This is a genomic window from Haloarcula sp. CBA1115 (assembly GCF_000827835.1).
GTDB lineage: Archaea > Halobacteriota > Halobacteria > Halobacteriales > Haloarculaceae > Haloarcula > Haloarcula hispanica.
The window spans coordinates 3327303-3340367 of record NZ_CP010529.1; the positions used below are offsets into that span (position 1 = coordinate 3327303).

The window sequence follows — 13065 nt, forward strand, 5'->3', positions numbered from 1 at the left end:
GACAGTTAACCAGTTTCCGAACTGGGACCCAAATTAGACCATAGTTTCAGACAGTGAATAGGTGACCCTCGGTCGGAACGTCAAAGAGTCCGATACGTGCGCCCGCGTCCAGCCACGCATGCCCGTACGAGAACGATGCCAGCGCGTTGACCGGGTCGTCGTCGTCCCTGAAGTGGCGACCGTCCGCCAGATACGCCGCCGCCATCTCTTCACACTCCAGTGCGGCGTCGTGCATCGGCGTCCCTTCAGGTGGCGCGACTGATGCCGCGTCGAGCGCCTCGGCGAGCAGTCCCTCGTAGCGGTCGGTCTTCTCTTCGAGATCTGCGGCCATACCCTCAGCGAACGGTGGCAGTGGCCTAAGCGTGTCGTCCCAGTGCGAGTTCGGCGCACGACAACACAAGCTAAATACGGCCCGGTAGTCTAGCTTGGCTAATGACAGAATCGGTCGAACACCGACGACTCATCGTCGCTGGCACCGGCGCAGCGGGACTGACAGCGGCCATCTACGCCGCCAGAAGTAACAACGACCCACTCGTTCTGGAAGGCGACGAACCGGGCGGGCAGCTCACGCTGACCAGCGAAGTCGAGAACTTCCCCGGCTTCCCCGAGGGGCTCTCCGGTCCGGACCTCATCAACAACATGAAAGAGCAGGCCGAGCGGTTCGGGACCGAGCTGAAACACGGCATCGTCGCCGACATCGACGACAGCGAACGGCCGTTCCGCGTGGAACTGTCGAACGGCGACGTGTACACCTGCGACGCCTTCATCGCCGCCTCCGGAGCCAGCGCCCGGACGCTGGGCGTCCCCGGCGAGGACGAGCTGATGGGCTACGGCGTCTCGACGTGTGCAACCTGTGACGGCGCGTTCTTCCGCGGCGAAGACATGCTCGTTGTCGGCGGCGGCGACGCGGCCATGGAGGAGGCCCACTTCCTCACGAAGTTCGCCGACACCGTCTACATCGCACACCGCCGCGAGGAGTTCCGCGCCGAGGACTACTGGATCGACCGCGTCCAGCAGAAGGTCGACGAGGGCGAAATCGAGATCATGCGAAACACCGAGTTGCTGGAGATGCACGGCTCACCCGAAGACGGGGTCGACCACGTCACCCTCGCACAGAACGACGAGGGCCATCCCAGCGAGAAGCTCGACGACGACGAGACCGAAACCTTCGACTTCGATGTTGGCGCTGTCTTCATCGCTATCGGCCACACGCCTAACACCGACTACCTCGAAGACACCGGCGTCGAACTGGACGATACCGGCTACATCCAGACCCACGGCGGCACCGGCGGCGACCAGACCGCCACCGACGTCGACGGGATCTTCGGTGCCGGCGACGTGGTCGACTACCACTACCAGCAGGCCGTCACCGCCGCCGGGATGGGCTGTAAGGCCGCCATCGACGCCGACGAGTACCTCGAATCACAGGCCGAGGCCGCCGCCGAGGCGGAGTCCGAGGCCGCGGCAGAAGCCGACGACTAGCGCAGTTGTTTCTTCGTTCGTCCCCACATCCACAGACCCTTTAGGATAGCCCCCGGAGTGAGCGGCATGGCAACCGATACTGTCACGCTGACTATCGACGACGGCGAAGAGACCGACGAACTCACCGTCCCAAGCGAACTCGTAGACATCCTCCGAGAGTCGCCCGAGGAGACGGACCCGCAGGTCGTCGGCGACATCGCGATGTTCGGCATGACCCAGCGGATTCACAGCGCTGTCCACCACGCGCAGGGCGAGCCGGACGAGCAGATCGTCGCGCTCGAAGAGGAAACCAGCGAACTGTTCGAAGAGCGCTTCGGCCAGTCCTTCGCCGAGCTGACCGGCCACGACCACTAATTCTGTCGGCCAGTTCTTAGAACTGCCAGTGTAGCACCACGCCGTCGTCGAGCCGTTCGACGCCGGCCAGCTCCGGCTCCGGGAAGTCCTCGATGAAGCCGTCGCCGTCGGCCAGCGTCGGCGCGTCCCGGCCGCCGATGACCTTCGGCCCGATGTAGACGAACAGCTCGTCGACCAGCGCCTCTTCTAGCAGGCCGAAGATGAGTTCGCCGCCACCCTCGACCATGAGCTGGTCGATACCGTCGCCCTCCAGTTTCGCAAGCGTCGTCGTCAGGTCGACCCGGTCCTGCCCGGCGGCGATGACGTACGCGCCGGCGTCTTCCATCTCCTCGATGAAGTCCGGCGGGGCGGCTTCGCTGACGAGGAGGTAGGTCTGGGCGCGACCGTCCAGCACTGTGGCGTCCGGCGGCGTTCGGATGCGGGAGTCGGCGACGACGCGTGCGGGATTTTCCGGCTTGCCGCGGTCGGCCCGGGCGGCGCGGCGGTCGGCGTCGTCGACGGTCAGTGAGGGGTCGTCAGCGAGAATCGTACCGACGCCGACCATCACAGCATCACTGTCGGCTCGAAGCTGGTCGACGCGGTCGAAGTCGTCCGGGCCGGAGATAGCGATCTGTTCGCGGCGGCGGGAGGAGAGTTTCCCATCGACACTCATGGCGGCGTTGACGACGACGTGCATACTCGTTCGTGCCGGCGACACGTCAAACGGCTTTTGGGTTACAGTCAGGAGGACGTTGTTTCGGGGCGCTTCGACAGCTTCCGGACGTCGAGTTTCTTCACGGTGCCGTCGCCGGTTTTCAGCTTCAGCACCGTCTTTTTCAGTACGAGTTCTTCGACGTCGAGCGTCGTCTCCGTGCTCCAGCCCCGTAGCCTGACCATCCCTTCCTCGTCGATTTCGAGGAACGTGCGGGGTTTGCGCTGGGACCCCATCGTCCACTCCTCGTCGCCGACGGACAGCTCCTGCCCGCCGCTTTTCGCCCAGCGGAACACGCAAGCGAACTGCTCGCGGGGTTCGTCACCGCGGTCGTGATCGACGCGGGTCCACTGCTCGAAGTCGACGCCGAAGTGGGCGGCCCACAGCTCCAGATACTCGAAATCGAACTTCTTCTTGCCGTCGTTGTTCCGGCCACTCCGCCAGATGACGTGCGCCTCCGACGGCTTCGACCCGAACATACTACCCATAGTCAGGCCCCCGGGCGACTGCCGTTATTATTTGATCTGATATCACGAATCCCGACTAGTCGAATATCTCCGATAACGTACTTTTTAGCCATTTGAAACGTCCCAACACAGTCAACGCCCATATCCTGAGAGATTACAGTATCACAAATAAGAATTGTGGGCGATTTTGAACAGGTGTGAACGGTCGTGACTTGCACGGCCGGCCGAAAACGCTTTTGAGTGCTCCCGTCGAACCGTCAGTCGATGTCTCTCGAAGACCATGCCGAGGAGCTCGCCTCCGACCTCGGTGTTGACAAAGAGGAGGTCACACGCGACCTGGAAAACCTCGTGAACTACTCCGTCCCGATGGACGAGGCCAAGCAGAGCCTCAGACGGAAGTACGGCGATGGCAGCTCGGGCGGCGATAGCACGCCGTCGAGCAAGGCCATCAACGAGGTTTCGACCGACGACTCGAACGTGACGGTCACCGCCGTGGTGCTCACGTCGGGTCGTCGCTCCATCCAGTACAACGGGGAACAGCACGTCATCCGCGAGGGCCAACTCGCCGACGAGACGGGGAAGATATCCTACACGGCCTGGGACGGCTTCTCGGGCGACCTCCAGCCCGGCCAGACCGTCCAGCTCGGCAACGCCGGCGTCCGCGAATGGGACGGCCAGCCGGAGCTTAATCTGGGCGACAGCACCAACCCCGAGGTCGTCGACGAAACGCTCGACATCGACTATGAAGTCGGCGGCCGCGCCGCGCTACAGGACCTCGCACCGGGTGACCGCGGCATCACTGTCGAGGTGCAGGTGCTGGAATGCGAACAGAAGGTCATCGACGGCCGCGACGGCGAGACGACAATTCTCAGCGGCGTCCTCGGCGACGAGAGCGGCCGCCTCCCCTTCACTGACTGGGAGCCCCACGAGGAAATCGAGGAAGGGGCGTCCGTCCGCCTCGACGAGACGTTCGTCCGCGAGTTCCGCGGTGCGCCGTCGGTAAACGTCTCGGAGTTTTCGACGGTGACCGCGCTGGACCGCACGGTCGAGGTCACCGAAGACGCGCCCCGGATGTCCATCCGGGAGGCTGTCGAGAGCGGCGGCCTGTTCGACGTGGAACTGGCCGGCAACGTCATCGAGGTGCGGGACGGCTCCGGCCTCATCGAGCGTTGTCCGGAGTGTGGCCGCGTCATCCAGAACGGCCAGTGTCGCTCCCACGGCGCGGTTGAGGGTGAGGACGACCTGCGGACGAAGGCCATCCTCGACGACGGAACCGACACCGTCACCGCGGTGCTCGATGACGAACTCACCGCCCGCGTGTACGGTGGCGACCTCGACGACGCCCGCGAGCACGCCCGCGACGCGATGGACAAAGAGGTGGTCGCCGAGCGCATCAGCGACCGCATCGTGGGCCGCGAGTACGTCGTCCGCGGGTCGCTGTCGGTCGACGAGTACGGCGCGAACCTCACCGCCTCGACCTTTACCGAGGCCGACGACGACCCGGCGACGCGTGCGCAGGCCCTCCTACAGGAGGCAGACGCATGAGCGAATCCGGCGACAGCGGCCCCGGCCGCCGGGAGGTCGCCCATCGGCTGTTCGCCGCGGAGTTCGACGACGCCGACTTCTCGTATTCGGAGTCCGACGAGGAGCGCGCGCCGAACTACGTCGTCACGCCGACCGGCGCGCGGGTCAACCGCCTGTTCCTCGTCGGCGTCCTCACCGAACTCGAACAGGTCAACGACGACGTGTTGCGCGCCCGGGTCGTGGACCCGACCGGCCCGTTCGTCATCTACGCCGGCCAGTACCAGCCCGACGAACTGGCGTTTCTGGAAGGGGCCGACCCGCCGATGTTCGTCGCCGTCACGGGCAAGGCCCGCACCTTCCAGCCCGACGACAGCGACCGGGTGTTCACCTCGGTGCGACCCGAGAGTATCAGCGAGGTCGACGCGGACACGCGGGACCGCTGGGTCGTCCAGGCCGCCGAGCAGACCGTCTCGCGCATCGGACAGATGGCCAGCGCGAAACAGGCCGGTTTAGCCGGCGACGAACTCCGCCTCGCGCTGCTGGACCAAGGCATCGACGAGAGTGCCGCGGCCGGCATCACGCTCGCGCTGGATCATTACGGCACGACCGGCGACTACCTCGACGCGCTCCGGACGACGGCGCTCGACGCCGCTCGCGTCGTCGCCGGCGACACGGACGAGGCGCAAGGGCTGTCGTTGTCACCGGACGACGGGACCGACGACCCGATTCCGCTCCTTGCCTCTCTCGACCTCGATACTGACGTTTCCACCCCGGAGACGGCGACTGAGGACGCAGAGGGAGACGCGACGGCAACCGAGTCCGGCGCTACTGAGCCGACGACAGACGAGGAGGTGGCCGACGCGGCCGAGAAAGGTGCGCCCGCAGACGCTGCCGACGCCGAGCCCGCGCCCGGTTCGCCCGGCGCACCGGTCGGCGACGAGTCGACAGAGCCAGACGCCGGCGCGGCCACGAGTGACGCACCCGTCGAGACGCCCGAGACAGCGACCGACGCCGCAGCCGACGAAACCACGCCGGGTGAGTCCGTGGGTGAGGACGTGTCCTCGACGCCTGAACAGAGCGAGCCCGTGGACGAACCACCGGTGTCGAGTGAGCCGGTGACCGACGCCGACGCGATGGGACAGGACGAACCGGAGTCGTCGTCCGAACCCGACAACGGCGGTGACCTCGGCGACTTCGACACCGAGTTCGAACTGGACGAGGACGAACGCGAGGAAATCGAACAGGAGTACGGCACTGACTTCCAGAGCGGGACGGAAGTGGATGAGCCCGGCGAGGCCGACATCGAGACGCCGGACCACGAAGAACTGGCCGACGCGGCCCAGGAGGGCGCGCCCGCAGACGCCGCCGACGCCGAGCCCGCACCCGGTTCGCCCGGTGCACCGGCCGGCGATGAGTCCCCCGAGCCGACCGCTGACGCGGCCACAAGCGACGCACCCGCCGAGACGCCCGAAACAGCGACCGACGCCGCAGCCGACGAGACCACACCAGACGAGTCGGCGAGCGAGGACGCGCCTACCGAGGACGTGGACCTCGAAGACGCCGTCATGGCGGTCATGGATGACCTCGACGACGGCAGTGGGGCCGACCGCGAGGAACTCCGCTCGACGGTCGTGAGCCGCCACGGCGCGGACGCCGATGCCGTCGAGGACGCCATCCAAGACGCGTTGATGGGCGGACGCTGCTACGAGCCCGAGGACGGCAAGCTCACACCCATCTGACGCACCGAGCCGCGGTCCTTTTCTCCCCTGCGACCCAACCGAGCGCAGATGCGTGTCGAACCGCTTCCCGACGTCCCGGCGGCCACCGTCGATACTGACGGGGAGCGACTGCTGGCGGTGGCCGATTATCACGCCGGCATCGAAGCAGGGCTCAGATACGAGGGGGTCGAACTCCAGTCGGCCGCCGAGGCCCGCCGGGAGCGGTTGCTGACATGCCTGAGACGCGCCCGGGCCGACCGGCTGGTCGTCATCGGCGACCTGGGCCACGCCATCGGCGACCCGTTCGCAGACGAGCGAGCGGAGCTCGAAACGCTGTTCGACGCCCTTGACGTGCCCGTGACACTGGTGAAAGGGAATCACGACGGCGGTCTGGAGCCAGTCTTGTCTGACCTCGACGCCGACGTCGAAGTGACGCCGGGACACGGCACCCGCATCGGCGCTGTCGGGTTCGCCCACGGCCACACCTGGCCCGCGCCGGACGTGCTCGAAGCCGACGTCGTCTGTGTCGGCCACGAACATCCCGTCGTCCGACTCGAAGACAGCGTCGGTGGGGCCCAGAAGGAGCGGGCCTGGCTCCGCGGCTCGCTGGTGACTGAGCCCTTTGCCGAACAGTTCGACCAACCAGTCGAGAACGCGCCGGACATCGTCGTCTTTCCGGCGTTTAACGACCGCTCCGGCGGGACGTGGGTCAACGTCGACGGACAAGAGTTCCTAGCTCCGTTCCTGCCCGAGGGGATGGCGGATGCCGAGGCGTTCCTGCTCGATGGCACGCGGTTAGGGGCCTACCAGCAGGTCTGAGCCAGCGTTCTGTACCCGCCTATGTTTCCGAGAGCGCCGCTTCGAGTTCGTCGACCAGTTCTGTGTTCCCGAGGAACGTCGGCGTCCGGTCGTGGATACCGTCCGGTTCAACGTCGAGCAACGACTGCGAGCCGTCGCTAGAGGCCCCACCGGCAGCCTCGACGAGGTACGCGAGCGGCGCTGATTCGAAGTGGACCCGAAGCTTACCGTTTGGGTACCCCGACGTCACCGGATACCCGAACAGCCCGCCGTATTCGAGCACCTGCGCCAGGTCGGCGACGGTCGCGCCGCCGTAGCGGAGCTTCAGGTCCCGCTCGAAGGACTGGGCGATGTCGTTGAACGCGTCGCTTCGCTCGCCAGTCTTGCCCGCTAACCCGACAACAGTCGCCTCTGCTGGCAGTTCGAACTGGCCCCAGCGCTCGCTGTGCCCGTCCCGGAGGAGGTGCTCCTGAACGACATCGCGGTCGGACCGGGCGATTGTCAGCGTCGTGTATGGGCCGTATAGCACCATCAGTGATGCGACCATTTCCCGGCCCGCCGCGGGCAGTTCAGCGTCGTAGACCCCGATTATCGTCCCCACGGAGTTGTTCGAGGCGAGGTTCGAGGAGCCATCGAGCGGGTCGATGGCGATGCTGTAGCCCTCGCCACAGTCGACCACGTCGCTACGTTCCTCGCTCGCGTACGCGCCGATGCCGTCGATGTACGCGAGTGCGTCGAAAAACAGGTCATCGGCCCACACGTCGCCACCGACCTGTTGCTCCCCACTCGGGTTCTCGCCAGCGGCTCTGTTGGCGTAGTTCGCCAGGTTCCCGCTAACGTAGTGGGCCGTGTCCTTTACCGCCCGTTCGATCTCATCAAGCGTGTTCACAGGCCATCACCGGCCGCAGTTGCACAGGCGTCAGTCATGATTCCACATATCCCAGGGCAACGACATAAGGCTGTACCCGTTCTCCCCCGCAACGCCCGCAGTGCTCTGGTTACCGATGGGGGACGAGAGAATGTGACACAACGTGTTTAACCCGGTGTAGTCGCTAGAGAGGGGCGATGACTGACGGGGTCGCTCGCGGCGATGACGCCTTCACTGCGCTCGGGCCGGCCGTCCGCAGTGCGCTCTCCGAGCGCGGTTTCACGACGCCGACCGACCCACAGCGAAAGGCGATTCCAACTCTGGCTGACGGGCGAGACGCGCTAGTCGTCGCCCCGACCGGAACCGGAAAAACTGAAACGGCGATGTTGCCGGTCTTCGACGCGCTGGCCGAATCCGAGGACCGCTTTGGCATCGGCGCGCTGTACATTACGCCGCTCCGGGCGCTGAACCGCGACATGCGCCAGCGCCTCGACTGGTGGGGCGAAACGCTCGGCCTCGAAGTGGACGTTCGCCACGGCGACACGACTGACTACCAGCGCCAGAAGCAGGCCAACGACCCGCCGGACGTGCTGGTGACTACGCCGGAAACGCTACAGGCGATGCTCACCGGGTCGAAGCTCCGGACAGCGCTAGAGGATGTCGAGCATATCGTTATCGACGAGGTCCACGAACTCGCCGCGGCCAAGCGCGGCGCACAGTTGACCGTCGGCCTCGAACGGCTCCGGGAGCTCTCCGGGCAGTTCCAGCGCATCGGCCTCTCGGCGACCGTCGGCGACCCAAACGAGGTCGGCCGGTTTCTCACCGGCGGCCGCACGTGTGCCATCGTGGAAGTGGACATCGGCAGCCGGCTAGATATCGAAGTGGTTCGGCCCCAGATTACTGACCGCGACGAGCAGCTATCAAGCACCCTCGTCACCGACGCCAGAACGGCCAGTCACGTCCGGTACATTGCCGACCTCATCGACGAACACGAGTCTGTGCTGCTGTTCGTCAACACCCGACAGACAGCCGAGGCGCTTGGCTCGCGGTTCAAGGAACTCGGGACCGACCTCGGCGTTCACCACGGTTCGCTGTCGAAGGAGGCCCGCATCGACGTGGAGGACCGCTTCAAGGCCGGCGACCTCGACGCCCTGTTGTGTACCTCCTCGATGGAGCTGGGTATCGACGTGGGCCACGTCGACCACGTCGTCCAGTACGGCAGCCCCCGCCAGGTGTCCCGCCTCGTCCAGCGGGTCGGCCGCGCCGGCCACCGCCGCGACCTCGTTTCCTCGGGCACGGTCGTTACGACTGACACCGACGACACGCTGGAGGCGCTGGCGATTGCGAGACAGGCCGAAGCCGGCGATGTCGAGCCCGCCGAAATCCACGACGGGAGCCTCGACACAGTTGCCAACCAGATCGCCGGACTGGTGATGGATACCGGCGAAATTCGGGCGATGCGGGCCTACGAGATACTGACCCGCGCGTACCCGTTCCGGGACCTCGACGAGGCCCAGTTCAAGCAGGTCGTCGAGGAACTCGCAGCGAACAACGTCATCTGGCTCGACGAGGACCGGGACACGTTAGAGAAGCGCCGCGGGACCTGGCAGTACTTCTACCAGAACCTCTCGATGATTCCCGACGAGGCCACATACGACGTGGAGGACGTGGCCTCAGGCCAGCAGGTCGGGACCCTCGATGAGAAGTTCGTCGTCAACTTTGCCACGCCCGGCGAGGTGTTCGTCCAGCGCGGGGAGATGTGGCGCATCACGAACATCGACGAGGAAGAGGAAGTCGTGACCGTCTCACCCATCGAAGACCCCGCCGGTGAGGTCCCGTCGTGGGTGGGGCAGGAGATTCCGGTTCCGAGAGCCGTCGCCGCGGAAGTCGGCGAACTCCGTCGTGTGGCTGGTCGGCAACTCCAGGACGGCGCGGACACCGAGGCCGTCGCCAGAGACGTGGCGACTCGCTATGCCGCCGGCCCGGAGACCGTCGCCGAGGGACTTTCGCAGGTCGAGAAGCACGAGGGGCCGATTCCGGACGACACGACTATTCTGGTGGAGTTCCACGGCCGGGAGGTCATCGTCAACGCTTGCTACGGGCACAAAATCAACGAAACGCTGGGCCGGGTCCTCTCGGCGCTGCTCGGTCAACGGGCAGGGTCGTCGGTCGCGATGGATGTCGACCCGTACCGGATTACGCTGGAGGTCCCGCGCCGGATCACCGCCGGCGATGTCATCGAAGTCATTGAGGACACCGATCCTGACCACCTCCCAGCACTCATCGAACTCAGCCTGAAAAACGCCGACGCGCTGAAGTTCAAGCTCGCGCAGGTGGCGACGAAGTTCGGCTCGCTCAAGCGCTGGCGGGGCCGGGGGTCGACTGACTTCGGCCGTGACCGCCTGCTGGCAGCGCTTGAGGACACGCCGATGTATGACGAAGCCCTGCGCGAGGTTCGCCACGAGGACCTCGCTATCGAAGCGACAGCCGACCTCCTCCGGGATATCCAGCGCGGCGACGTGGCGCTCGAAACAGTGGGCGAGCACACGCCCATCGGGACCGGCGGCAGTTCCTCCGGGCGGGAACTCCTCTCACCGGAGAACGCCGACGCGAGCGTCATCAAAACCGTCAAGGAGCGCATCCAGAGTGACCGCGTCATCCTCGCATGTCTGCACTGCAAGGAGTGGGACCGCAAACAGCAGGTCAAGCGCGTGCGGGATCAGCCGTCGTGTCCGCAGTGTGGCTCGACCCGCATCGCCGCGCTGAATCCGTGGGCCGAGGAAGTCGTCTCGGCCGTCCGGACCGACGACAAGGACGAGGAGCAGGAGAAGATGACCGAACGAGCCTACCGCTCGGCCTCGCTGGTCCAGAGCCACGGGAAGCGGGCGGTGGTCGCGCTGGCCGCCCGCGGGGTCGGGCCCCACAACGCCGCCCGAATCATCAACCGCTTGCGGGAGGACGAAGACGAATTCTACCGGGACATCCTCCGACAGGAGCGGGAGTACGCACGGACGCAGTCGTTCTGGGGTTGAGAGCGGCACAGTACGCCAGCAGGCTAACTCAGTTCCCGAATCGCTTCCGCAAGTCGTGGCTCGATACCGTCAGGGTCAGGGGCTTCTATCGTGAGTTTCGTGTGTCGCTCGTCGGCATCAGTCACCTCCGAAAGCAGTCCGGCGCTGCGGTCGACCTCGACGTACAGCGTAAGTCCGTCGTCGTCGAACACCGGGACGATCTCGACCTCGTCGACCGCGCCGGCGAACTCGCCGCGCTGGGGCCGGAACTCGAACTCCTGAGCGAAGTTCGCCGAGGTAGTGAACAGGCTCCCGGCCGTCGCCTCACAGGCCGAGGCATGGAGCGAGAAACCGAGCGAATCCAGCGCGTCGAACACCGCTTGCGTGCGGTGTGTCGGTTCGACTTCGATGTAATCCTCGTCGCCGGGGTCGACCGCCATCGAGATATCGAGGCCGGTCTCGATTTCGACGGCCGTCGAGCGCGTAGTCACCGGCGTCTCCCTGGGAATATCTATAGTAGTCTCGAAACGTCGTTTCTCGCCCGCTTCGATAGTGAACGGTTCGGTAAGTTGCCACTGATCGATGATGGCGTCCTTGTACCCCTCGTCGGATTTATATTCGGTTTCCAGCGCGAAGTAGACCGCGTCGACATCCTGATCCGTCGACCCGCCCTCGACGTGGACCTCGGCCTGGACGGATTCGCCGGCTCTGACGGTATCCGTCGGCAGAATCGTGTCTACTGTGGCCGAGCCGATGCCGATTCTGGAGAGCACGTCTTTCATTCGTGTTGTGAAATTCGACCGTCACAGAGTATAAAGTTCAGGGAGCGACGCTATCGAAAGAATGGGGTTACGAGAGTGCCCGGGCACGTCCGGCTCCGGGCTGAGAGAGCCAGTTGGGACCGTTTCACCCTGACATAGCCGTTTGGAGCCGTCGGTTCCACTGCGGACGCAACCGATCAGTCGTCTGATGTACGTTGACTTATCATGACGACTCCAGCCGTGTTGCCGTCCAAGTCGGTGAGAGAGCGGCCGCTGAACTCATACGTACGGCGGTGCCCGCCGTCGGTGAGTAGGGCGGCCGTAACGGTAGCTCGCCCGCGATCGAGAGACCGATGGACCGCGTCGGTAATCGCCTCCCGCTCGGCTTCGGGAAACAGGTCGGTGATCGGCAGCCCTTCGGCTGCTTGTCCGGTGTGGCCTGTAAGCTCACCCGCCCGTTCGTTGCAGTGCTCGATGTGCCCATCTGCACTGAGGACGAACAGTGGGTCCTCCAGCGCATCGAGCGCTTGCTGGATGACCGCACGCTCCTCCAGTAGTTCCTGTTCGCGGTTGTGACGCTCGGTGATGTCAGTAAACGCAACGACCAGTTGTTCGACCTCGCCGTCAGAGATTATCGGCGTAGCGCTGACTTCGTGGATGACTTCCCCGACCGGGTGGTCCAGTGTCAGCGTGTATTCGATTGTCTCGCGCGTGGCGACGCATTTCCGGTACGCACCAGCGATCTTTCTACTATTTTTCTCCCCAAGTGCTTCAACTGGAGTCTTACCGATAAGCTCTGACTCTACGAGGCCAGTGAACTCAAGCACTCGTGAGTTGCATCGCCGGAATCGGAACCCGTCTTGTTCAACATCGACGAGGAGGAGTCCGTTTCGCGTGTTCTCGAAAACAGCGGCGTACTCTGCTGTGGTTTCCTCCAGTTGCTTTCTCGACTGATACTGCGTGACAGCGTTGCTTATTCGATTGGCTAGCAGCTCGTACTGCTCAGCTCCGGATTGTTTCTGCAAGTAATCAGTCGCACCGGTAGAAATGGCATCGCTTGCAATCTCTTCGCTTCCTCGACCGGTGAACATGATAAACGGGAGTTGCGGGTGTCGCTCACGGACCGCCTGCAAAAATTCAAGCCCGTCTGTCTCGGGCATCTCGAAGTCTGAAACGACACAGTCAGGAAGAGAACGATCCATAGCCTGTAGCCCATCGGTGGCACTTGGGACAGTTTCGACCGTGAACCGCTCGTCTTCACGTTCAAGTAGCTCAGCCGTCACTGTAGCGAGGGCCTCGTCGTCGTCCACAAGAAGAATGCTAACCTCCCCCATATATCATGATAGCAGCCGAATGGATTATCTCTTTGCATAGTTCGCACCAATCATGAC

12 protein-coding genes are annotated in these 13065 nt (G+C 64.6%); 6 read left to right on the forward strand and 6 right to left on the reverse strand.

The annotated features are described in order from the left end of the window. Positions 1-46: 46 nt before the first annotated feature. Positions 47-331 (reverse strand): DUF357 domain-containing protein, encoded by a 285-nt coding sequence (locus SG26_RS16560; RefSeq protein WP_014040539.1) that lies wholly within the window; start codon positions 329-331, stop codon positions 47-49. A gap of 101 nt (positions 332-432) precedes the next feature. Here SG26_RS16560 and SG26_RS16565 point away from each other — a divergent pair, with 101 nt between their 5' ends. Continuing rightward, positions 433-1482 (forward strand): NAD(P)/FAD-dependent oxidoreductase, encoded by a 1050-nt coding sequence (locus SG26_RS16565; protein ID WP_050038171.1) that lies wholly within the window; start codon positions 433-435, stop codon positions 1480-1482. Between the two features lie 66 nt (positions 1483-1548). After that, positions 1549-1836 carry a hypothetical protein gene (locus SG26_RS16570; protein WP_014040541.1) on the forward strand — a complete coding sequence of 96 codons (288 nt, stop codon included), beginning with the start codon at positions 1549-1551 and terminating at the stop codon, positions 1834-1836. 16 nt (positions 1837-1852) lie between these two features. On the opposite strand, the gene SG26_RS16575 is transcribed toward SG26_RS16570, so the two are convergent. Beyond that, complete coding sequence (locus SG26_RS16575) at positions 1853-2512, reverse strand: 2,5-diamino-6-(ribosylamino)-4(3H)-pyrimidinone 5'-phosphate reductase (protein ID WP_014040542.1); 660 nt, start codon at positions 2510-2512, stop codon at positions 1853-1855. A gap of 44 nt (positions 2513-2556) precedes the next feature. Beyond that, positions 2557-3015 carry a hypothetical protein gene (locus tag SG26_RS16580; RefSeq protein ID WP_023843295.1) on the reverse strand — a complete coding sequence of 153 codons (459 nt, stop codon included), beginning with the start codon at positions 3013-3015 and terminating at the stop codon, positions 2557-2559. 243 nt (positions 3016-3258) lie between these two features. Here SG26_RS16580 and SG26_RS16585 point away from each other — a divergent pair, with 243 nt between their 5' ends. From SG26_RS16585 to SG26_RS16595, 3 genes are read left to right on the forward strand one after another with little or no spacing between them, the layout of a single operon-like run. Next, complete coding sequence (locus SG26_RS16585; RefSeq protein WP_050038172.1) at positions 3259-4539, forward strand: Single-stranded DNA binding protein; 1281 nt, start codon at positions 3259-3261, stop codon at positions 4537-4539. Beyond that, complete coding sequence (locus SG26_RS16590) at positions 4536-6257, forward strand: hypothetical protein (protein WP_014040545.1); 1722 nt, start codon at positions 4536-4538, stop codon at positions 6255-6257. Before SG26_RS16585 ends, SG26_RS16590 begins: the two co-directional genes overlap by 4 nt. Before the next feature lie 48 nt (positions 6258-6305). Next, complete coding sequence (locus tag SG26_RS16595; protein ID WP_050038173.1) at positions 6306-7055, forward strand: metallophosphoesterase; 750 nt, start codon at positions 6306-6308, stop codon at positions 7053-7055. 19 nt (positions 7056-7074) lie between these two features. On the opposite strand, the gene SG26_RS16600 is transcribed toward SG26_RS16595, so the two are convergent. Next, a complete protein-coding gene (locus SG26_RS16600; protein ID WP_004960905.1) occupies positions 7075-7923 on the reverse strand; it encodes a class 1 fructose-bisphosphatase in 849 nt (282 codons plus the stop codon). A gap of 176 nt (positions 7924-8099) precedes the next feature. On the opposite strand from SG26_RS16600, the gene SG26_RS16605 reads away from it, so the two are divergent. After that, positions 8100-10934 (forward strand): DEAD/DEAH box helicase, encoded by a 2835-nt coding sequence (locus tag SG26_RS16605; protein ID WP_050038174.1) that lies wholly within the window; start codon positions 8100-8102, stop codon positions 10932-10934. Between the two features lie 23 nt (positions 10935-10957). Here SG26_RS16605 and SG26_RS16610 read toward each other — a convergent pair whose 3' ends face one another. After that, on the reverse strand, positions 10958-11695 hold the full coding sequence (locus SG26_RS16610; protein ID WP_014040549.1) for a sporulation protein: 738 nt from the start codon (positions 11693-11695) through the stop codon (positions 10958-10960). Between the two features lie 176 nt (positions 11696-11871). After that, positions 11872-13008 carry a PAS domain-containing protein gene (locus SG26_RS16615; RefSeq protein WP_050038175.1) on the reverse strand — a complete coding sequence of 379 codons (1137 nt, stop codon included), beginning with the start codon at positions 13006-13008 and terminating at the stop codon, positions 11872-11874. Positions 13009-13065: the final 57 nt, after the last annotated feature.

Coding starts and splice junctions, on each gene's coding strand:
- SG26_RS16560 (WP_014040539.1), bottom strand. CDS start 331: ATGGCCGCAGATCTCGAAGAGAAGACCGACCGCTACGAGGGACTGCTC.
- SG26_RS16565 (WP_050038171.1), top strand. CDS start 433: ATGACAGAATCGGTCGAACACCGACGACTCATCGTCGCTGGCACCGGC.
- SG26_RS16570 (WP_014040541.1), top strand. CDS start 1,549: ATGGCAACCGATACTGTCACGCTGACTATCGACGACGGCGAAGAGACC.
- SG26_RS16575 (WP_014040542.1), bottom strand. CDS start 2,512: ATGCACGTCGTCGTCAACGCCGCCATGAGTGTCGATGGGAAACTCTCC.
- SG26_RS16580 (WP_023843295.1), bottom strand. CDS start 3,015: ATGGGTAGTATGTTCGGGTCGAAGCCGTCGGAGGCGCACGTCATCTGG.
- SG26_RS16585 (WP_050038172.1), top strand. CDS start 3,259: ATGTCTCTCGAAGACCATGCCGAGGAGCTCGCCTCCGACCTCGGTGTT.
- SG26_RS16590 (WP_014040545.1), top strand. CDS start 4,536: ATGAGCGAATCCGGCGACAGCGGCCCCGGCCGCCGGGAGGTCGCCCAT.
- SG26_RS16595 (WP_050038173.1), top strand. CDS start 6,306: ATGCGTGTCGAACCGCTTCCCGACGTCCCGGCGGCCACCGTCGATACT.
- SG26_RS16605 (WP_050038174.1), top strand. CDS start 8,100: ATGACTGACGGGGTCGCTCGCGGCGATGACGCCTTCACTGCGCTCGGG.
- SG26_RS16610 (WP_014040549.1), bottom strand. CDS start 11,695: ATGAAAGACGTGCTCTCCAGAATCGGCATCGGCTCGGCCACAGTAGAC.
- SG26_RS16615 (WP_050038175.1), bottom strand. CDS start 13,008: ATGGGGGAGGTTAGCATTCTTCTTGTGGACGACGACGAGGCCCTCGCT.